Here is a 20,375-nt window from a genome sequence, read left to right as displayed (position 1 = left end):
GATACTTCGTTATTTGAATGCTTTGAGACACAAAGGATTTCAACAAAAAGGGGCTCTCCATGATCATTCGATCATAAAGAGCCTCTTTTTCATAGATATCATCATAAGCCTGTGTTAAGAACACGAATGATAACTTCACTGTTTTATTGAACGATTACAGTTCATGATTCATCCACTTCCATGGACTGCTCCGTCTTTTCTAACCAACCTTGCCCTCGTTCAATGCCCTCAAAATGGTATGGCGGTCGCGCAGCGTGTGCGCTTCCTGAAGACTCTCCCGGAACAGCTCGTCATCAATGCCAAGCTCCTGCAGGGTTGACGGACCTCCGGCTTGCCGCAGCAGCTCGGCGATCTCCTCCTTCGAAGGGACCTTATGCAGCCACTCCCGAACCTGCTCTCTATATGTCGCCCAGTGTGTAGGCTCGGCATGAGGATACATGCCCTTATCGGCCGCGTCGTGATAAAGGCTCGATATTTCGCTGCAGGCCACCCCCACTTTGGCACCATGCAGCAGGGCCCGGTTGCCGCGGCGCAAGTACTCCATCTCCCAATAATGCGACAGATGATGTTCCGCCCCGGAGGCAGGGTGGGACTGACCGAACAGCAGCATCGCGATACCCGACTCGATCAAAGCCGTCATCAGAATGCGGATCCCTTCCTCCGTGCGCTGGCCAATCGCCTCCACATGCTGAATGCAAGCCTCAAGCGCCTTCTCCGTAATGGCCGCCACCTGTTCATCATAGGGCTCGCCGGCCGTGGTCGAAGAGAATTTCCAATCCAGCAGCGATGTATATTTGCCTAGCATATCGCCAAAGCCTGCCGCTACCAGCGGCTGCGGTGCCTTCACAAGAATGTCCGGATCGGCGAATATCGCGATCGGAGCCGTGGCCGCAAAGGTTTGCTTGACTCCCCGGACCACGATCGGCGCTCCCGCCGAAGTAAAGCCGTCGACCGAAGGTGCCGTAGGCACCGAGATGAAGGGTTTGCCGCTCCGATGACTCACAAAGCGCGTAATGTCATGAATGGTCCCGGACCCCACAGCGATCAGGCATCCTGTCTCTTCAGGCTCCAATTCGATAAACAGCTGCATCAAGGAGCGTTCATCCGCGACAACGTCGCCTTGCTCATCTGGCTGAATCAGACACAGCCGGGGCTTCTGACCATCGGCTTCCAGGCTCTGCACCAGCTTTTTACCCGCCGCTTCATACGTATTCGCATCTGCAACAACGATTGGTGAACTGAGGCCCTGCCGTTTAAGATACGAAGGCACGTCTTGCACAGCGCCGGGCTCAAGCACCATGGTTTCTAGCCCGCGGAACGTCGGCTGCTGCTCCCTAATCCGGTTCATTAAACCTTTTGATTCGTTCAAGTAATCCGTCACGTTCGTTCCTCTCCTTCATCCCATCCTGCCGTATTTATTCAGGCTTCTAGTCTGACAGGGCCTATTCAGCCGTTTGCTTAATTCGTTTCAGCCGCTTCATCACGTCGTTTTCGCCCCGGCCAAAATAGTCATGCAGCTTGCTGTATTCCTGATACAACTGCTCATACACTTCCACATGCTCCGGAATCGGCTTGAAGGTCTCTTCCTTCACCCGTGCCATCTTCTCGGCGGCATCGATAATCGAATCATACCCGCCCTGCGCCTCGCCCGCAGCGACTGCAGCGAACATCGCGGCGCCAAGCGCCGGCGTCTGTTTGGAATCAGCCACCATAATTTCGCGATTCGTCACATCCGCATAAATCTGCATCAAGAGACGGTTCTTTTGAGGCAGTCCGCCGCAAGCATACAGGACGTCCACCGCGACACCGTTCTCGTGAAAAGCGTCCACGATTTTGCGCGTACCGAATGCGGTCGCCTCAAGCAAGGCGCGGTAGATTTCCTGCGGCTTCGTCAACAGGGTCATCCCTAAGATCAGCCCGGTCAGATCCGTATCCACCAGCACGGAACGGTTGCCGTTCCACCAATCCAGTGCAAGCAATCCGGTTTGACCCGGCTTATAGGCAGCCGCTTCTCGCTCAAGCCATTGATGCACGCCGATTCCTTCCTCGGACGCAGCTTCTTTTACATACGCGGGAAGCGCTTCCTCGACGTACCATTCAAAAATATCGCCTACTGCCGATTGCCCGGCTTCATAACCGTATAATCCGGGAATGATGCCATCCTCGACGACACCGCACATCCCTTCAACCTGCTTCTCTTCGGTACCGAGCAGCATATGGCAGATCGATGTGCCCATCGCCATTACCAGCTTGCCCGGTGTGACGACACCGACCGCAGGCACCGCGGCATGAGCGTCAACGTTGCCGACGGCCACGGCAATCCCTGGAGTTAAGCCCATCATCTCCGCCATCTTCTCAGTAAGACCGCCTGCGCTGCTGCCGAGGGGACGGACCTCTCCGCGCAGCTTCGTATCGGTCAGATCCTCCAACCGGGGGTCCAGCGCCTTAAAATATTCCTTGCTTGGATATCCGTCTTGTTTATGCCATATCGCCTTGTAACCAGCCGTACAGCTGTTGCGGACAATCTGGCCGGTCATTTGGGAAATGACCCAATCGGTCGCTTCCAGGAATCGGTCCGCACGTTCATAGATCGCCGGTGCCTCATCAAGAATTTGCCAGACCTTGGCAATCATCCATTCGGAAGAAATCTTCCCGCCATAGCGGGGCAAGAAGGCTTCTCCGCGCTCAGCGGCAATCGCGTTGATCTTGTCTGCTTCAGGCTGGGCGGCATGATGCTTCCACAGCTTAACCCAGCTGTGCGGCTGGTCGGCCAGCTCCGGTTGGAAGCAGAGCGGCTCCCCAAGCTCGTCAACGGGCAGCATGGTGCAAGCCGTAAAATCAATGCCGATGCCGATCACATCCGCCGGATCAATGCCGGATTGCTGAATAACGGCAGGCACGGATACCTTCAGAACCTCCAGATAATCCCCCGGATGCTGCAGCGCCCAATCGTGCTCCAGCTTCTTACCGGAACCTGGCAAAAATTCATCGATGACATGATGCCGGTAAGGCGTAACATGATCCGCTACTTCCTGCCCGTCAGCCAAATTAACCAACACCGCTCGCCCGGACTGTGTTCCGTAATCAACACCAATGGTGTATTTATTCCCCATCTTATTTCCTCCTACAGATGAAATCATGAATGATGAATACAAGTTACTTTTGACCGTAATAGGCATTAACTCCATGCTTCCGCAAAAAATGGCGATCCAGCAGCGTCTGATCCATCGGTTCGGTTTCCGGATTAATTTGCTGCATCCGGGCTGCAATTTTAGCGCATTCCTCTAACACTACCGCGTTATGCACCGCATTATGCGGATCCTTGCCCCACACGAATGGCGCATGCGAATGGACAAGCACCCCGGGCACCATGTTCGGATCCAGGTCCGCGAATCGCTCGACAATAACGTTGCCCGTCTCCAGCTCATAGGCTCCCTCAATTTCTTCGCGGGTCATGGGCCGCGTAACCGGAATCTCTCCGTAAAAATAGTCGGCGTGCGTCGTTCCGTATGCAGGAAGCGCACGTCCGGCTTGAGCCCAACTCGTTCCCCACGGAGAGTGGGTATGCACAATTCCGCCAATCTCTTTAAAGTTCTGATATAGGACCAGATGAGTCGGGGTATCGGAGGAGGGGCGCATATCCCCTTCAACGACATTTCCCTTCAAATCCAGAACGACCATGTCGGCCGCTTTCAAATCCTCATAAGGCACACCGCTTGGCTTAATGACAAACAGTCCACGTTCACGGTCGATGCCGCTGACATTTCCCCATGTAAAGGTAACGAGTCCGTGCTTCGGAAGCTCCAGATTCGCCTCCAGCACCTGCTGCTTTAAATCCTCCAACATGAACAACCGCTCCTCTCTATATTTGAAAAATATAGTTGTACGTACAAGTTGGCAAACAAGAGTCCGAAACTCGGACCTTGCACTCCCTTATCTCTACCGTTTCTTCACCGATTCTCTCTCCACCAGCTCCGGCTGAAACACCGTATCCTCTATAACGGTATGAAACTCAATCATACTAATTAATTGTCTGGCCGCCATGATTCCCATCTCTGTCTTCGGGTGGGTCATCGTCGTCAGCTTCACGCCGGAAGCAACGGCAAGCGTCGAATCATCGAAGCCGACCATGGACACATCCTGCGGAATATGCAGCCCGCATTGCCCGGCAGCCTCCGCTAAAGATACAGCCAGCTCGTCGTTATAACATACAAACCCCGTCGGTCGCTGCTCCTCCGGCTGCTTCAGCAACTGGATGGCCTGATCATACGGAAGACTTCCCTTCTGTTCCGTTGTATACGTAACCACCCGCTCCGGTGAAACGGGAATTCCAGCCTCGCGATGCGCACGTAAGAAGCCTTTCAGCCGGTTCACGCCTTGAAGATCATCCCGCTTGAAGAATCCGGCTATCGCCTGGTGTCCGTTCTCGATCAAATGACGTGCCGCCTTGTAACCGCCAAGCTCATCATCGAGCTTCAGACAAGGACATTCCAGCTCCCGATACTTCTCATTGATCATCAAAAACGGAATTCCCTTCTCCTGCAGGGACAGGAAATACGTCAAATTCGGGTTGCCCTCCGCACTCTTGGTCGGCTCGATAATGAGCCCGCTGAGCGGCTGACTGGTCATGAGCTGAAGACTCTCCATCTCCTTCACCTTGTTGTTATCGGTACTGGAGAGCAGCAGGCGATATCCCTTGCTGCGCAGCTCCGCCTCCGCTCCCCGAACGATATGCGGGAAGATATAATCCGAGATGTAGGTTGTAATGATGCCGATCGTCTTAACCTGCTCACTCTCCCGCCGGTCGGGATTTCTGGCGAACGTCCCTTTTCCCTGAATCCGTTCCAGCCAGCCCTCCTTCTCCAGCTCGCCGAAGGTTTGGCGGACCGTCTGGCGGCTTACGCCGAACTGGTCGGCGATTTCATGCTCCGAAGGAACCTGTTTGCCTGCTTGAAGCCTTCCGGATTCAAACCAGGAGAGCAGTTCGTTTTTTAATACAATATATTTGGGTATCCGTCTATTATTCATCATTCACCTCTAGCCTCACGCACTCATTATGTTAGGATCACCTGCAATCCTAAGTTATCTCGCTATTGTAACACAGGCCAGGGGAATGCCGACAGAACCAGTTACCGCAGACGGTATGCGGCTTCACTCCAACGGAGCTCGTTCTTGAAGCGCGGTATCGTTGTATCCTTATCAATAATGACCGCTTCAATGCCGACCATCTCTGCCCAATCGCTCAAATGCTCTGCCGTCATGGCATAAGATAGAACGGTATGGTGCGCTCCGCCAGCCAAAATCCACGCTTCCGCAGACTCGCGAAGGGATGGCTGCGGTTTCCACAGCACACGGGCAACCGGCAGCTTCGGCATCGGCTGTTCAACCTTGACGCCATCCACCACATTCACCAGCAGTCTGAAACGGTGTCCGAGATCAACCAGGGAAGCATTCACAGCTGGGCCGTCCTGGCCGTTAAACACGAGACGTGCCGGATCTCCCTTGCCCCCGATCCCGAGCGGATGAACCTCCAGCGTCGGTTTATCCAATGCGATGGTCGGACATACCTCCAGCATGTGCGATCCAAGAATCATATGATTCCCCGGCTCGAAGTGATAGGTGTAGTCCTCCATGAAGGAAGTGCTTTTATTGCCGGCAAGCACCTTCAATACACGGGTCAAGGCAGCTGTTTTCCAATCCCCTTCCCCGCCGAAGCCGTAACCCGACTCCATCAGACGCTGTACGGCGAGTCCCGGAAGCTGCTTCATTCCATGCAGATCCTCAAAGGTCGTCGTGAATGCGCCAAAGCCGCCTTCCTCGAGGAAACGACGAAGCGCAATCTCGATCCGGGCTTGGTACGCAATGGAATCGCGTACAGGGCCATCGCTAAGCCCTTCCTTGGTTATCGAATACAAGTCGGCATATTCATTCAAGAGGGCTTTTACCTCATCATCGCCGACTTCATTCATGGACTGCACAAGATCGCCGATGCCATAACCGTTCACGGACCAGCCAAGCTTGATTTGCGCTTCTACTTTATCTCCTTCGGTTACTGCCACCTGGCGCATATTATCGCCGAAGCGGGCCACCTTCAGCCTGCGGCTCTCGGCATAGGCCGCGGCGGTCCGCATCCAGCCGGCAATGCTGTCACGAACCTCCCCGTCTTCCCAATGGCCCACAACCACCTTGCGGGCAATGCCGAGACGGGCACCGATATGACCATACTCGCGATCACCGTGAGCGGATTGGTTCAAATTCATAAAGTCCATATCAATCGTTTCCCAAGGGATATCCCGGTTGAATTGGGTATGGAAATGAAGAAGCGGCTTCTGCAATTGGGCTAGCCCCGCAATCCACATTTTGGCCGGGGAGAAGGTATGCATCCAGGTCATAATCCCTGCGCAGGACTCATCGTTGTTAGCCTCAAGAATCAGGTTGTATATTTCATCGGGTGTCGTTACGATCGGCTTGAACACAATGGGGTAGGAAAATACAGGATCTTTATCAAACTCCGTTGCCACGATGCGGGAATGCTCAGCTACCTGCTCCAGCGTTTCGGGACCATACAAGTGCTGGCTTCCGGTGACGAACCAAAAAGAATGCGGTTTCAATTTCATAATAATAACGCCTCCTGTATGAATGCTTGCTCACTAACTTGTACATACCTATATACAATAATTATCGATCTACTTATAAATGTACGTACAAGTTGAATCACTCACATTCTAACCCCGCATCTCAAAAATAGCAAGATCTAAATAAAAAAAAGAGCTGCCCCTGCAGGTGGAAAAAACGAACCCTTACAGAGACAACCTTCTATTTATTCAGATGATGATAATTTACCTCCAAACGCCAATGAACTCGAATGAGTACTCTTCCTTAGACCGTCAAATAATGCTCGAACTGCTCCATATCGATAGCATCCTGTACCCCTTCGGCAACAATTGTGCCTTTATCCATGACATAGATATAGTCGGCTACGCTCCGGACAAACTCGATGCTCTGCTCCACCAGAATGACCGACGTTTCCCCTTTTGCTTTGATCCCCCGGATCACGTCTTGAATTTCCTCCACGATGGAAGGCTGGATTCCCTCGGTCGGCTCGTCGAGCAGCAGCACCTTGGGTCTGGAGGCGAGCGCCCTCGCAAAGGCTAGCTGCTGCTGCTGACCACCGCTTAAATCACCGCCTTGACGGTGGTACATTTGGGGCAGCACTGGGAACAGGGCTAACACATCCTCCGGGAATGCCTTCCTCCTCGGCACGATTGGCTCAAGTCCGAGCAGCAGATTTTCCTTCACGGTAAGCTGGGGAAAAATCTCGCGCCCTTGCGGAACATACCCGATGCCGCCTCTCGCTCTTTTTACGGAATCCCAGCCGGTAACCTCCTGCTCGCCAAGAGTCATCCGTCCCTGCCGGATTTTCAGCTGCCCGATCAGGGTCCGCATGAGCGTGGTTTTGCCGACGCCGTTGCGCCCTACCAGACACACGACCTTCGCCGGGTCGACAACCATAGATACGCCGCGGAGGACGGGGCTCTCCCCGTAGCCCGATTCAATGCCCTGCAGCTTGAGCATTCGCCTCCCTCCTTTTTCCCAGATAAACCTCGGCTACCAGCGGATCGTGTTGAATCTCCTGCATGGAGCCTTCCTTCAGCAGTTTCCCTTCATGCATCACGGTAACCTTAGCGGCAAAAGAGCGCACAAACTCCATGTCATGCTCAACGACAACGACGGAGCATTCCATGGCGATGCGCTGGAGGAGCGCGCCGGTCTTCATCGTCTCCTCGTCCGTCATCCCCGCTACCGGCTCATCGAGCAGCAGAAGCCGCGGCTTCTGAAGCAGCAGCATGCCGATCTCCAGCCATTGCTTCTCTCCATGCGACAGAGAGCCTGCCCGAACGTGTATCCGATCGGGCAGCCCGATCAACTCCAGAACCTTCTTCATTTCGAACGTGGTGCATCGATTTCTCCTGGCCTTCAGCGCACGGAACACGCTTCGATCGGGATCGACTGTCAGCTCCAGGTTTTCTTTGACGCTCAGGTTAGGAAATACCGACGGCGCTTGAAATTTTCGCCCCACGCCGAGACGGGCGATTTCATACTCCCGCTTTCTGGTGATTTCCAGTCCGTCCCCCAGCAGCACCTTTCCTGCGGCAGGCTTTGTTTTCCCGCAGATCACGTCCAGCATCGTGGTTTTTCCCGCGCCGTTCGGGCCGATCAGAAAATGCAGCTCATGCTGACGCAGTGCCAGATTCATGCCGTTTACCGCCACAAACCCGCCAAAAGTGACCGTAATGTTCTCCGCGGACAACACGATGGGGGAAATACCGATATCCCTGACTTCTCCATGGACAGCTAGCGGCAAATCAACTCTCTTCGCGTACGGCTGCATGCACAGTCCCTCCTCTTCGAGATAATGACGAAGCCACCTTGCTCCACAATCCGGTCAATCCTTTTGGCATCAACACAACAACGATGACAAATAATGCACCCAATACAAGCAGCCATCCTTCCGGATAAGCCTCGCTGATCCCGGTCTTGGCTGCGTTCAGCAGCACGGCGCCAATAATAGCGCCGATCAGCGTTCCCCTGCCGCCGAGAGCGACCCAGAGCACCATTTCAATGGATGGAACGATGCCCATCATTGACGGCGAAATAATGCCGACCTGAAGGACAAACAGCATGCCTGCAAGCCCGGCCAGACCGCCCGATACGGCAAAGGCAAAGGTCTTGTAACGGGAAGGGTCAAAACCCAGAAACCGCACCCGGTTCTCCCCATCTCTTGAGGCTTCCAGTACCTGGCCCACCCTGCTGTTCACAATTCTTCGGCACAGAATATAGGCTCCTGCCAAAGCGGCAAGCGTAATAAAATACAACCCGATTTTCGTTGACGGCGCATTCAGATTAAAACCCAAAATGGAATTGTATCCCGTAAGCCCGTTCGTGCCCCCTGTCCACTCCTGCTTGCCTACAAACAGCGTAACCACAATCATAACCAGAGCCTGCGTCAGAATCGTAAAATATACGCCGACGATCCGGTTGCGAAACGTAAAGAATCCAAGTATCAACGCAAGCAGGGCCGGAAGCAGCATCCCGAGTAGCAAGGCCGCGGGGAACGATCGGAACGGCTCCCAGAACCATGGGAGCGCCGTCACCCCACTCCATCCCATGAAATCAGGCAGGGAAGCGCCGCTGGCGTCCAGCTTCAAATACATGGCCATGGCATAAGCGCCTAATCCAAAGAACACGCCGTGCCCAAGGCTTAAAATGCCGCCATAGCCCCAGATCAGATCAAGCCCGACCGCCAGGATCGCCAAAGCCAGAAATTTCGTTAACAAACCGAGGCGAAAAGGGGTCGTGAACAAAGGTGCCATACACATCAGGAGCAGTACCACGCTCCACATCATCCGTTTCGATCGGCTGCCGGGGTTTCCTGTCAACCATTTCAGCACCATACCATCCCCTCCTCTCTAATCCAGGCTGCGTGTTCGTAGTGCAACGAGCCCGCGTGGCTTCCACTGCATGAATGCCACGATGCAGGCGAATACCAGCACTTTGCCGATGGATGCCGAAGTGTAGGTCTCAAACAGCGTATTGAACACGCCAATGCCCAGCGCCCCGGCAACCGTGCCGATCAATTTCCCAACGCCGCCAAGGACCACCACCATGAAAGCATCGACAATATAGTAGGTTCCGATCGAAGGACCGATCGGGCCAAGCAATGTTAACGCGCAGCCGGCAATGCCGGCAATGCCCGAGCCGATCGCAAACGTCAGGCCGTCCACGCGTCGGGTTGAAATACCGAGACACCCGGCCATGCTTCGATTTTGCATCACCGCCCGCATTCTTCGGCCTTGGACCGTTCTATAAATATAGAGATACATGGCTGTCAGCACGACGGCAACCAATACGATGATGAACAGCCGCTTGTATGGAAGGACGATGCTTGAAGTGATCGCCAGCCCGCCGTTTAGCCAGGACGGGCTGGTAACAGCCACATTCGGCGCGCCGAAGATGAATCTTGCGATTTGCTGGAGCATCATCCCGACGCCCCATGTAGCGAGCAGACTATCCAGCGGCCTGCCGTACAGATGGCGGATGAGCACCATTTCAAGCAGCCATCCGACGGCGGCTGCAACCAAGAACGATACAAGCAAAGCTGCGATGAAATAGGTGTCGAACCAGGATTTCGGCATATACGCGGTAAACAAACCTTGCGTGACGTACGTTGAGTAAGCACCGATCATGATCAGCTCGCCATGGGCCATATTAATGACATTCATCAAGCCGAACGTCACCGCTAAGCCAAGAGCAATCAATAATAGGATCGAGCTGACGCTGAGTCCGTTAAACACTTGCAGGATCGTCATTTCCATCCGGGTGTACCTCCTTTCACGAAATAACCTGTAGGCCATCCATGCATGAGATGAAGCTTTATTCTCCGCTTAATCCCTTCGCCCAATCATAGGTTTTCAGATAGGGATCCGGTTTAACGGGTTCTCCCGAATTCCAGAGCTCCTTAAATTGTCCGTCAGCCTGCACCTCGCCGATGCGCACCGTTTTATGAATGTGCTGATTCTCCCCATCAATGGTTACTTTCCCTTCCGGAGCGGCGAACTCAATGCCTTTTGCCGCTTCCTTCACCTTGGCCACCTCCGTTGTTCCTGCCTTCTCTACCGCGGCCTTCCATAAGTACACCGCCGTGTATCCCGCTTCGATCGGGTCAGCCGTCACGCGGTCAGCGCCGTATTTTGCTTTGTATTTGTCGACAAAAGCCTTGTTCTCCGGAGTATCGGTAGATTGATAATAGTTCCAGGCTGCCAGATGACCCTCCAGTATATCTGCGCCGATGCCTCGGATCTCCTCCTCCGCCACGCTGACGGACAGCGTGGTCATATCCTTGGAGGTAATGCCCGCATCCTTCAGCTGCTTGAAGAAGGCCACATTGCTGTCGCCGTTCAGCGTGTTATAGACGATATCGGGCTTCGCCTCCTTGATCTTGGCTATAATCGTGCTGAAATCGGTATGACCCAGCGGCGTGTATTCCTCCCCAGCCAGTTCGCCGCCCTCTGCCGTCAACTGTGCCTTGATGATCTTGTTGGCCGTTCTCGGAAACACGTAATCGGAGCCGAGGAGGAACATTTTTTTGCCGCGGTTCTCCAGCAGCCAGGACACTGAGGGTACGATCTGCTGATTGGTTGTTGCGCCCGTATAAAAAATGTTAGGTGAGGATTCCAGCCCTTCATATTGGACCGGATAGAATAAAAGGCCGTTGTTCTGTTCGAAAACAGGGAGCATGGCTTTCCGGCTGGCAGAGGTCCAGCCTCCGAATACGGCGGCAACCTTATCCTGCTGCAGCAATTTGCCCGCTTTCTCCGCGAAGGTCGGCCAATCCGAGGCACCGTCCTCGATTACGGGTTCGATCTGCTTGCCAAGCACGCCGCCAGCTGCATTGATTTCTTCGATGGCAAGCATCTCTGCATCCTTAACGGATACCTCGCTTATGGCCATCGTTCCGCTGAGTGAGTGAAGAATGCCAACCTTAATTGAATCGCCAGCGGCTTCTACCGCCGGACTCCCGTTATCCGCTCCGGCGGTTGGAGCGGCTTCCTTTTCCGTCACGCAGCCTGACATCAAGATTGCACATAAAACAAATGAGGCCCAGCCTTTAACGATCACGCTTTGTTTCTTCATTCGCTCCCAACTCCCTTTTTTACGTTTCCGAACATTCTATCTGCAAACTGACTTCTCTGTTCGTTATCCCACATTATAGTTGCCTTATATTTCCTGTGTCAATAATCATGACATTATTTTATTTATTTTTTCGAAAATAACTAAGAATTCTTTTTGTTTTTCGCACTTTAAGTGATGTTATATTACATTAACGATAGATAAACCATGCAATTCACTCTTAATTTTTATTTATATGTTATATTTACTTACGCATTAAAAAAGACAACCCTTGATTTCTCAAAAGGTTGTCAACACCGTTACGCCATTTATCTGATCATTTTCCTGTTCGAAATTGAAATCGGTACCCGATCCGGGTAATCCGTAATAATCCCATCCACGTTAATTTGAAGCACATAAGGAATCTGCAGCATATCCCGAATGGTCCATACCATCGTTTTCAGCCCGGATTGATGTATCTTTTGAACCAGCCCTTTGGATACCAGCCTCATCGATACATTCACATACTCCGCATAGGTCTTCATATCTTCCAGCTGCTGCTTGGATAAGTCGCCCGCACTGGTGATAACAACGCCCAGCGGGATATCGGGCATCAGCTGCCGGAATCGAGGGAGAGAGTCCTTATCTGCTGACTGCACGATGATCAGGTCCTTATACCTCTCACCACCATCAGCGCCGATGATATACCTTTTCAACTCGTCTGCAACCCTTTGCTCGATACCCGGATACCGGGAGGGAGATTTCAATTCGATCAACAGCCCGATACGCCCCGCGAAATGCTCAAGCACCTCCGCCAAAGCGGGAATGACTTCTCCTTTAAACGCCGAATCGTACCATGAACCTGCATCCAGCATACGCAGCTCCTCAAAGGTTAAATCGCCTACTTCTCCCTGCCCATCGGTGGTTCGCTCAACCGTGGAATCATGAATCACAACGACCTGTCCATCCTTGCTCAATTGGACATCCAATTCCAGCATATCCGCTCCCATATCAAATGCTTTAACAAAAGAAGCCATCGTATTTTCCGGGGCATAACCCGACGCCCCCCGATGGGCAATATTAACCCAGGACTGATCGCGCTCATTCTCCGACCTCATCCATACTTCCCGTTCCCCAGTTTGATGATAAGGATAATACGGGACATCAGCGTTATTTTGAGAACCGGCCACTGCGAGCACAGCTGTTAGAATAACAATCATTCTTTTCATCGGGTTATCAATCTCCTAGTCGTACCTTGTTCACTTCATAGCTAGCCTTGCTGAAGAACATTTCAGGGCAGCCTGCCCATCCCCATTGATGCTAGTTCTTCCCTTTCTGCTCCAAGTTCAGTCAGATATATATGAAGTCGGTTCGATGTTCACCAGGTGTTAATTATGGTTCATTTTGTATTTAGCTCTTGTAATATGAACATAAATGGAGTAATTTGTACTTATATGAACATTATGAATTCATTATAATAGAATGATGAGGAGATGAACGAACATGGAAAGACGTTATGCATCACACCCTAATGAAGTGAAACAATATGACACAGAAAGACTCCGCAAGGAATTCCATATCCCCGTCCTGTTTACGCCTGACAAGCTGGAGCTTGTCCTGACGCACGAAGATCGTATGATTATCGGTGGCGCCGCTCCCGTTCAAGAACAAGTCAAATTGGAAACCGACCTTAAAGAGCTGGGTGTTTCCTCTTTCCTGGAACGCCGTGAGCTTGGCATTATCAATATTGGCGGACATGGTACCGTACTGGTGGACGGTGCGGAGCATGAACTGAACAACAAAGAATGCTTGTACGTTGGCATGGGCACGGAAGAGGTTATTTTTAAAAGCACGGATCCATCCAACCCAGCCAAATTCTATTTGAATTCTGCGCCAGCGCACCAAACATTCCCGACAGCCAAGGCCACTCTGGAGGAAGCCGATTCCAGCGCTTTGGGCGATATCAAAAATTCCAATGATCGCGTGATCTATCGTTTCATCCATCAAAAAGGCATTGAGAGCGCCCAGCTTGTCATGGGTATGACCCTGCTGAAAGAAGGAAACATGTGGAACACGATGCCTGCCCATACCCACCCAAGACGGATGGAGGCTTATCTCTATTTTGATTTACCGGAAGAAGCGGTTGTCATCCATCTGATGGGTGAACCCAATGAAACGCGGCACATCGTCATGCGCAATGAGCAGGCCGTGATTTCGCCAAGCTGGTCGATCCACAGCGGGGTAGGCACAAGCAACTATACCTTCATCTGGGGCATGGCCGGAGATAATAAACGTTATGATGATATGGACCCGGTGTCCATAAAAGATTTAAAATAGAGGGGATTATCCATTAACCCACGGAAGAGTTGAGATTCATATGAACCCGTTACGACGCTATGAAAAAATAATGGAGTACCTTCTAACCCATAAAGAAGTGACTGTCGCCGACCTAAGCCAGCAGCTTCAAGTAACCGGAAAAACCATACGCGAGGATCTGACCAAGCTGGAGGAACAGGGTCTAATCGTTCGTGTGCATGGCGGAGCTGTCCTTGCGCACAGCGATCAATTCGGCATCCTGCCGTCCAAAGAACCGCTTGCCAAGCATCCGACTGAAAAGACCGAAATCGCGCTGAAAGCGCTGAAGCATATCAATACCGATGACATCATCGCCTTAGACGGAGGCAGCACCACGCTGGAGATTGCCCGCAGGCTGGAGGATGTGCCTCTGACGGTCATTACGAACGATGTGTATATCATCAGCGAATTGGCGACCAAGAATCATATCCGATTGGTCGTTCCGGGGGGCTACCGGGTCCGAAATATGCTCGCAGGCCCTGAAGGCGTATCGTATGTATCACAGCTGAACATTCAAAAAGCCTTCATATCCGCCACGGGCGTCCATCTTGATCATGGATTGTCCATATATACCGGGGACTTGATCCCTTTCAAACGGGCATTAATCGAAACTTCGCTGGAGGTATATGCCGTTGTCGATCATCACAAATTTGGTCAAACGGCATTAAGGACATTTTCATCCCTGCAGGAGATCAACGGCATCATTACCGATGCGGGACTGCCACCCGAGACGATCAAACAATATGAAGGTGCCGGCGTTACCATGCTGTAAGCGCCGCATCAAAACTCAAAACCGGCCTAACTTCATAATTACTAAATAGAGAGCATATGAGAGGGGATACTGGAGCATGAACAGGTTTGACTTATCAGGCAAAACCGCAATCGTCACCGGCTCCGCCAGAGGACTAGGGCAAGGCATAGCGATAGCTCTAGCCGAAGCCGGAGCGGATATCGTTGCCGTGTCCATGAATACAAGCGCCGAAACGATAGAAGCCATCACTTCACTCGGCAGAAAAGCTTCCGAAATTCAGGTCGATCTAAGCGACCAGAGCAAACTCCAGCAAACTTTTGACCAAGCGCTGGAGCTGACGGGGCATGTGGACATTCTCGTAAACAATGCCGGCATTATCCGCCGGACGCCCGCCAAGGATCATGGTACTCAAGATTGGCTTGACGTGATTGACTTGAATCTGAATACCGTATTTTTGCTGTCCCAACTTGCCGGAAGACATATGATTGAACGCGGCAGCGGCAAAATCATTAACATTTGCTCCATGCTGTCCTACCAAGGCGGAATCAACGTGCCCGGATATACGGCAAGCAAGCATGGTGTTGCCGGCCTTACGAAAGCTTTGGCCAATGAATGGGCAGCCAGCGGCATCCAAGTGAACGGAATTGCTCCCGGTTATATCGAAACCGATAATACGGCAGCCATCCGTCAGGATGAGGAACGACGGACTTCCATTACGGAACGTATTCCTGCCGGACGCTGGGGGAAACCCGAGGATATTGGCGGACCCGCCGTATTCCTCGCTTCCGCCGCTTCGGATTATATGAACGGACATGTGCTTTGTGTTGATGGCGGATGGATGGCCCGTTAAGAAGCATAAAGCGCTGTATCAAGAGCATGTCAACGTTAGCTTCAATTCTATCTAGCAAAAATAGGCTGTGCTTTTCCGCTGCTGCTGCAGGCGGAGATAGCACAGCCTATTTCATTCTCCTCTCCAATCCGATTAGAGACCCTAAGTTCTTACCGTGTACCGACATTTCACGAATATACGAACCATCCTTTGGGACATCCTAACTTTACGAAATGGGCCTCGAAGGACCGTGAATAAAGAAAGGATGGTTTCTGGAATCATGCGCGGAACAAAATCGATACGTTGGATCAGTCTTGCCTGTTTATTCACACTGATCGGTTCAATTGTACTTACCGGATGCACGCCTAACAGCAATGACCGGGTGCCGACCCCCAACATGGGCGTAAATCCTTACCGGGTGAACACGGGCTTCCTGCTTCGGAATGCCGTCGAGCGCGGGACCCTGCGAATTGCAACGGAACGGGATTATCCCCCTTTCAGTTACCATGGAACGGGCGGAAGACTTACAGGTTTTGATGTGGAAATCGCTGAAGAGGTTGCCCGTCATATGGAGCTAAGAGCAGAATTCGTTGAAACCGAGTGGGAGAATCTGCTGCCAGGATTGACGGAAGGCAAATACGACGCCGTCTTCAACCAGATTGAAGACAAGCCGGACCGGCGGGCCCTCTATGATTTTTCCGTCGCTTATCTATCCTCAACCCCGGTTCTACTTGTGCGTTCCTCGGGTGAAGATCAGATTCGCACCTTCTCGGACATCAAGGATAAGCGTGTCGGCCTGAACCCAACCGGAATTTATAAGGATATGGCCAAGAAGCATGGAGCGGAAATTGTCCCGATCAAATATATATCAGACGCAGCTAACAAGCTCGCAAACGGAGAGCTGGATGCCGTCATTTCGGACCAATTATCCGTAACCAACCTGAAGCAGCAGTTCCCGGATCTGCCGGTCGCTGCCGCCGAATCCGCCGATCAGGTGTCCGAGATTTCCGCAGCCTTTGTAAAAGGGAATCCGGATCTCGTGGCCGCCGTTGATAATGCATTGGCTACCATGCAGCAGGACGGAACGTATTTGACCATTTGGAACAAATACTTTGGAGACGCACCGATGAGTTATAAAGGAATCCATGATCGAAAAGTTAAATAAACTTTAAAAACTCGTGACAAAAAGGCGCTTGCTATGCTGGGAATCCAGCGGAGCAGGCGCCTTTTTAAATGTGCATATTATGATTCTTCGGTTGTCTCTCCCGCATCCGCTTCCTCAGCGTCCGCTTCATCCACCGTCTCAGCAGCCTCAACGGCGCGTGGCACGATGACGGTTGCGAGAACCTCCTCATCCGAAGCGTGCAATGTAATACCTTCCGGTACTTTAATATCTGCAACCGTAAGCTTGTCGCCAATCTCCAGAGCGGATACGTCCGCTTCGAGGGTAGTAGGCAGCTCGCCTGGCAATCCTTCTACTTCGACTTCGGTCACCTGGGTTTGCAGAATACCGCCAGATTTCGTTCCGGCAGCAGTACCTTGATAATCCACCGGTATGCTGACACGAACCGGCTTGTTCATGGAGATCCGCAGAAAGTCCACATGGGATACAGTGCCGCGTCTCTTTTGAATGTCCTTAATCAAAACCGGAATTTTACCGGAGCCTGGAATATCAAGCTGGAATACCTCTGAACGTCCGGTGTGGAACAGCTTGGCCGTATCCTTGAAATTAACAGCTACGGGGATGCTTTCCTCGCCCGCGCCGTATACAACGCCGGGGATTCCGCCATTTTCGCGAAGCACTCGGCGAGAAGCCCGGGTAAATTCATCACGAACATCTGCTTGGAGTTGAACTGTGTTTCCTTTTGACATGAGTGACATCCTCCTTTATCGAAAACAAAGTCTATCTCATTATTACCCTATTTACCTGCTAACTAATCATGAGTTTCAGATGTTTTAAATTTCAATCCTGTGGGTAATGAATGGTACCCCTTTTGAAATATAAATAATAGGAGCCCCCTTTTCAGTACAATAGGAGGGCTCCTGATTTTTTAAATATACAATCCTTATATACATTCCTCAACTCGCCATATCCCGCTGCTCTTGGCCCTCAGAGCCGTCGCCTTTGACACTTAGCAGCGAGATCCGTAACTTGGCTTCGTCTGGCGGAATATCGATAAACCAGTCGTTCTCGCCTTCCCGATCCTCCCAATCGTTCAACCTGACGATACAGCCGACCCGCTTGGTTCCGGGAGCTGCATAGAAGACCGCTCGAGCTTTGCCGCCGTCCACTCTTGAGAATGGCACGCTGCCATCCTCCACGCCTGTTCCCCACACCCATACGTTCCAGCCATCATATGCTTGATCACGTCTTTCATATTCAATCTCAACGGTAGTCAAGCCTTGCTTCTTCTGGGTCTGGTCTTCGTGCAACACCATCAGCGAAAGCCCTGGGACCGCTATAGCTCCTTGGTCCAACATCTCGATCGTATCCGTACCTGCCTGACGATCATTCACCACGATGCTCCAGCGGTAAGGTGTAGGCGGCAAATCAACCGTCATTTCATGCTCATTCCCGTTCACGATCACTACAATCTGGCCCCAGCTATCTTGTGGATGATGCGTTAATCGGTAGGCGATAATCCGATCGCTACTGCGCAGCACTTCCATATGTTCCTCGATCTCTTCTCTTGCTGCCATACGAAATGCCGGATGAGCTTTGCGCAAGGCAATAAGGCCTTTGTAATAGTCAAACACGGGTTTGAATCGTTTCTTGTTCGACCAGCGGATCGCATTAACGGCATCGCCGCTGCGGTAGCTGTTATGATCGCCAAATTTCGTGCGAAGCAGCTCATCGCCGGCATGGAGCAGCGGAATCCCTTGAGACAGCAGGACAATCCCGTTAGCCAGCAAGCTGCGGCGCACAGCCGCTGCCGACATTACATCTTCATCAGGAATACCGGCATAGGGTGTGGAAGCAGCCGTTGCCTGCCATACATCGCCGCCGTTAACCAGCTTCCCGTCCGTCATGCGAAGCAGACCCGCCTGTTCTTCCATCCCGCTCGCCACTAAAATTTTGTCCCACAGATTCAAATTATCATGCACAGTGACATAATTGACCGTCTCATCCGGATGAAGGGCAAAATCATGGATCGAGCCCATCATCCCTTCAACGACTGCGCCCTCGTACCACGCTTCGCCCGTAGCAAAGCCTCGGCCGCGCCCGTCATTGTCACCCTTGATGGCATGCCGGAAATGATCATTGAATACAGCGAAACCTTGACCCTTCTGGCTTCCTTTGACGGTTTGCTCCGTCAGCGGACTCATTCCTCCCGTCCAGGGCTCACCGTAGAACAAGAGAGAGCTATCGACCTCACGACGCAGCTCGCTTACAATCTCTTTCATCGTTGTTGTATCAATCAGAGCCATCAGATCAAATCGAAAGCCGTCGATATGATACTCCTCGGCCCAGTACCTTAAGGAATCCTTGATATATTTGCGTACCATCGGCTTCTCCGTAGCCAGCTCGTTGCCTACACCTGAACCGTTCGATAAATGTCCATATTCATCCTTGCGATAGAAATACCCTGGCGCCAATCGTTCAAACGGACCGTCATCCACCGTATACGTATGGTTGTAAACCACGTCCATGACGACACGGATTCCCTTGGCATGCAGAGCCAGAATCAGCTCCTTCAGCTCCCGGATGCGCAGGATCGGATCCATAGGATCTGTCGAGTATGAACCTTCAGGAACATTGTAATTCTGCGGATCATACCCCCAGTTATACTCGCGGCTTAAGCTCCCGGCATTATATCCGTCCAGCTCATTGACCGTTCGAAAATCAAATATCGGCAGCAGATGCACATGGGTCACACCTAATTCTTCGAGATGATCCAGTCCAATGGTATTCCCTTCGGAATCCCGCAGGCCACCTTCTGTGAATGCCTTATATTTACCTCTATATTTCATTCCCGAATCGGTATGAATCGAGAAATCGCGTACATGAAGCTCATAGAGCACCGCATCCGTAGGCTTCAGCAGCTTGGGTCTAACATCCTGCTCCCACCCCGGCGGATTGCTCTTCGCCAGATCGACAACCACTCCGCGGCAGCCGTTGGCTGACACCGCTGTTGCATAGGGGTCTACGGCATAATGCACGTCACCGTCCGCTGACTCGATTTGGTACATATAATAGGTTCCGTGAAGATCCCTGTTTACGACAGCCGACCATATGCCGTCGCCATTACGTTCCATCAAATATAATGTGCCACACTCGTGATCCGTTACGACACCTTGCTCGTTATACTCTCCCGGGCTTTCATACAAAGCCAGTTTCACATGAACCGCATCCGGAGCCCACACCTGAAAGGTCGTTCCCTCTCTTCGGCAGGTTGCCCCCAGCTTAACACTTGTGCAGCTCTTGATCATGTCCATAGTCATCATCACCGTCACTTATAAGTAGATTTACTTCCTAGTATGGGCGCCTGAATCATAAGACAGACCTCTAGCACATGAATGTAGAACGCTTTCATATATCATGATATGCCAAAAGCCCTGATTTGGTTTGGGTTTGATGCCAAATAACTATATATTTAGGCTATTATACTAGCAATTATGCCAGCTGTCTTTCTTTTGACAAAAAAAACATCTGCCCGAATGGACAGATGTTGTCAATGTAAAGCTATCGTGGAAAAAGATTGGTAGAGTCCCCAAAAAACAAACGAAATACGAGACTACATGGATCGATCAAGTTGTTAAGTTGTCTTC

General features: G+C 51.8%; 17 protein-coding genes. 4 read left to right on the top strand and 13 right to left on the bottom strand.

Annotated features, from left to right (window positions below; genetic code table 11):
* Positions 1 to 199 precede the first annotated feature (199 nt).
* The 11 genes from BJP58_RS28485 to BJP58_RS28435 form a co-directional block, all read right to left on the bottom strand.
* Entirely contained in the window at positions 200 to 1,381 is a 1,182-nt protein-coding gene (locus BJP58_RS28485) for a sn-glycerol-1-phosphate dehydrogenase (protein WP_194541555.1), read from the bottom strand.
* A gap of 61 nt (positions 1,382 to 1,442) precedes the next feature.
* Positions 1,443 to 3,113 carry a ribulokinase gene (locus BJP58_RS28480; RefSeq protein WP_194541554.1) on the bottom strand — a complete coding sequence of 557 codons (1,671 nt, stop codon included), beginning with the start codon at positions 3,111 to 3,113 and terminating at the stop codon, positions 1,443 to 1,445.
* A 43-nt stretch (positions 3,114 to 3,156) separates the two neighbouring features.
* Positions 3,157 to 3,846: an L-ribulose-5-phosphate 4-epimerase gene (araD, locus tag BJP58_RS28475; protein ID WP_071222819.1), complete on the bottom strand. Its 690-nt coding sequence runs from the start codon at positions 3,844 to 3,846 to the stop codon at positions 3,157 to 3,159.
* Between the two features lie 93 nt (positions 3,847 to 3,939).
* Positions 3,940 to 5,028 carry a GntR family transcriptional regulator gene (locus tag BJP58_RS28470; RefSeq protein WP_267907914.1) on the bottom strand — a complete coding sequence of 363 codons (1,089 nt, stop codon included), beginning with the start codon at positions 5,026 to 5,028 and terminating at the stop codon, positions 3,940 to 3,942.
* A gap of 101 nt (positions 5,029 to 5,129) precedes the next feature.
* Positions 5,130 to 6,617 carry an L-arabinose isomerase gene (gene araA, locus BJP58_RS28465; RefSeq protein ID WP_194541552.1) on the bottom strand — a complete coding sequence of 496 codons (1,488 nt, stop codon included), beginning with the start codon at positions 6,615 to 6,617 and terminating at the stop codon, positions 5,130 to 5,132.
* Positions 6,618 to 6,879: 262 nt separating this feature from the next.
* On the bottom strand, positions 6,880 to 7,575 hold the full coding sequence (gene urtE, locus BJP58_RS28460; protein ID WP_194541551.1) for an urea ABC transporter ATP-binding subunit UrtE: 696 nt from the start codon (positions 7,573 to 7,575) through the stop codon (positions 6,880 to 6,882).
* Positions 7,553 to 8,392 (bottom strand): urea ABC transporter ATP-binding protein UrtD, encoded by an 840-nt coding sequence (gene urtD / locus BJP58_RS28455; protein WP_233354793.1) that lies wholly within the window; start codon positions 8,390 to 8,392, stop codon positions 7,553 to 7,555. The genes urtE and urtD overlap by 23 nt, the downstream gene beginning before the upstream one ends.
* Positions 8,367 to 9,455, bottom strand: a complete 1,089-nt coding sequence (gene urtC, locus BJP58_RS28450; RefSeq protein ID WP_194541550.1) for an urea ABC transporter permease subunit UrtC — start codon at positions 9,453 to 9,455, stop codon at positions 8,367 to 8,369. The genes urtD and urtC overlap by 26 nt, the downstream gene beginning before the upstream one ends.
* Positions 9,456 to 9,470: 15 nt before the next feature.
* Entirely contained in the window at positions 9,471 to 10,376 is a 906-nt protein-coding gene (urtB, locus tag BJP58_RS28445) for an urea ABC transporter permease subunit UrtB (RefSeq protein ID WP_194541549.1), read from the bottom strand.
* 58 nt (positions 10,377 to 10,434) lie between these two features.
* On the bottom strand, positions 10,435 to 11,694 hold the full coding sequence (gene urtA, locus BJP58_RS28440) for an urea ABC transporter substrate-binding protein (RefSeq protein ID WP_194541548.1): 1,260 nt from the start codon (positions 11,692 to 11,694) through the stop codon (positions 10,435 to 10,437).
* Positions 11,695 to 11,999: 305 nt separating this feature from the next.
* Positions 12,000 to 12,899, bottom strand: a complete 900-nt coding sequence (locus tag BJP58_RS28435) for a glycerophosphodiester phosphodiesterase (RefSeq protein ID WP_194541547.1) — start codon at positions 12,897 to 12,899, stop codon at positions 12,000 to 12,002.
* Positions 12,900 to 13,173: 274 nt separating this feature from the next.
* Here BJP58_RS28435 and kduI point away from each other — a divergent pair, with 274 nt between their 5' ends.
* From kduI to BJP58_RS28415, 4 genes are all read left to right on the top strand, one after another.
* Positions 13,174 to 14,007 carry a 5-dehydro-4-deoxy-D-glucuronate isomerase gene (gene kduI / locus BJP58_RS28430; protein WP_194541546.1) on the top strand — a complete coding sequence of 278 codons (834 nt, stop codon included), beginning with the start codon at positions 13,174 to 13,176 and terminating at the stop codon, positions 14,005 to 14,007.
* 40 nt (positions 14,008 to 14,047) lie between these two features.
* Complete coding sequence (locus BJP58_RS28425; RefSeq protein WP_194541545.1) at positions 14,048 to 14,797, top strand: DeoR/GlpR family DNA-binding transcription regulator; 750 nt, start codon at positions 14,048 to 14,050, stop codon at positions 14,795 to 14,797.
* A 76-nt stretch (positions 14,798 to 14,873) separates the two neighbouring features.
* The gene (gene kduD, locus BJP58_RS28420; protein ID WP_194541544.1) at positions 14,874 to 15,626 is read left to right on the top strand and encodes a 2-dehydro-3-deoxy-D-gluconate 5-dehydrogenase KduD; all 753 of its coding nucleotides are present in this window, start codon (positions 14,874 to 14,876) and stop codon (positions 15,624 to 15,626) included.
* Between the two features lie 259 nt (positions 15,627 to 15,885).
* Entirely contained in the window at positions 15,886 to 16,770 is an 885-nt protein-coding gene (locus BJP58_RS28415) for a transporter substrate-binding domain-containing protein (protein ID WP_194541543.1), read from the top strand.
* 77 nt (positions 16,771 to 16,847) lie between these two features.
* Here BJP58_RS28415 and BJP58_RS28410 read toward each other — a convergent pair whose 3' ends face one another.
* Both BJP58_RS28410 and pulA read right to left on the bottom strand, forming a co-directional pair.
* The gene (locus BJP58_RS28410) at positions 16,848 to 17,477 is read right to left on the bottom strand and encodes a 50S ribosomal protein L25 (protein ID WP_194541542.1); all 630 of its coding nucleotides are present in this window, start codon (positions 17,475 to 17,477) and stop codon (positions 16,848 to 16,850) included.
* A 207-nt stretch (positions 17,478 to 17,684) separates the two neighbouring features.
* Positions 17,685 to 20,036, bottom strand: coding sequence for a type I pullulanase (gene pulA / locus BJP58_RS28405; protein WP_194545090.1), 2,352 nt, complete (start codon positions 20,034 to 20,036; stop codon positions 17,685 to 17,687).
* Positions 20,037 to 20,375: the final 339 nt, after the last annotated feature.

It is taken from the genome of Paenibacillus sp. JZ16 (assembly GCF_015326965.1).
Classification (GTDB): domain Bacteria; phylum Bacillota; class Bacilli; order Paenibacillales; family Paenibacillaceae; genus Paenibacillus_AQ.
The sequence above is the reverse complement of the archived record's forward strand: the minus strand, read 5'-3'. Positions and strand labels throughout refer to the sequence as shown.

What these genes read in the sequence shown, in the direction of transcription:
- urtD (WP_233354793.1), bottom strand. Translation starts at nt 8,392, where the DNA reads ATGCAGCCGTACGCGAAGAGAGTTGATTTGCCGCTAGCTGTCCATGGA.
- BJP58_RS28480 (WP_194541554.1), bottom strand. Translation starts at nt 3,113, where the DNA reads ATGGGGAATAAATACACCATTGGTGTTGATTACGGAACACAGTCCGGG.
- kduI (WP_194541546.1), top strand. Translation starts at nt 13,174, where the DNA reads ATGGAAAGACGTTATGCATCACACCCTAATGAAGTGAAACAATATGAC.
- BJP58_RS28435 (WP_194541547.1), bottom strand. Translation starts at nt 12,899, where the DNA reads ATGAAAAGAATGATTGTTATTCTAACAGCTGTGCTCGCAGTGGCCGGT.
- urtA (WP_194541548.1), bottom strand. Translation starts at nt 11,694, where the DNA reads ATGAAGAAACAAAGCGTGATCGTTAAAGGCTGGGCCTCATTTGTTTTA.
- BJP58_RS28425 (WP_194541545.1), top strand. Translation starts at nt 14,048, where the DNA reads ATGAACCCGTTACGACGCTATGAAAAAATAATGGAGTACCTTCTAACC.
- BJP58_RS28410 (WP_194541542.1), bottom strand. Translation starts at nt 17,477, where the DNA reads ATGTCAAAAGGAAACACAGTTCAACTCCAAGCAGATGTTCGTGATGAA.
- BJP58_RS28415 (WP_194541543.1), top strand. Translation starts at nt 15,886, where the DNA reads ATGCGCGGAACAAAATCGATACGTTGGATCAGTCTTGCCTGTTTATTC.
- araA (WP_194541552.1), bottom strand. Translation starts at nt 6,617, where the DNA reads ATGAAATTGAAACCGCATTCTTTTTGGTTCGTCACCGGAAGCCAGCAC.
- kduD (WP_194541544.1), top strand. Translation starts at nt 14,874, where the DNA reads ATGAACAGGTTTGACTTATCAGGCAAAACCGCAATCGTCACCGGCTCC.
- urtB (WP_194541549.1), bottom strand. Translation starts at nt 10,376, where the DNA reads ATGGAAATGACGATCCTGCAAGTGTTTAACGGACTCAGCGTCAGCTCG.
- BJP58_RS28470 (WP_267907914.1), bottom strand. Translation starts at nt 5,028, where the DNA reads ATGAATAATAGACGGATACCCAAATATATTGTATTAAAAAACGAACTG.
- araD (WP_071222819.1), bottom strand. Translation starts at nt 3,846, where the DNA reads ATGTTGGAGGATTTAAAGCAGCAGGTGCTGGAGGCGAATCTGGAGCTT.
- pulA (WP_194545090.1), bottom strand. Translation starts at nt 20,036, where the DNA reads ATGATCAAGAGCTGCACAAGTGTTAAGCTGGGGGCAACCTGCCGAAGA.
- urtC (WP_194541550.1), bottom strand. Translation starts at nt 9,455, where the DNA reads ATGGTGCTGAAATGGTTGACAGGAAACCCCGGCAGCCGATCGAAACGG.
- urtE (WP_194541551.1), bottom strand. Translation starts at nt 7,575, where the DNA reads ATGCTCAAGCTGCAGGGCATTGAATCGGGCTACGGGGAGAGCCCCGTC.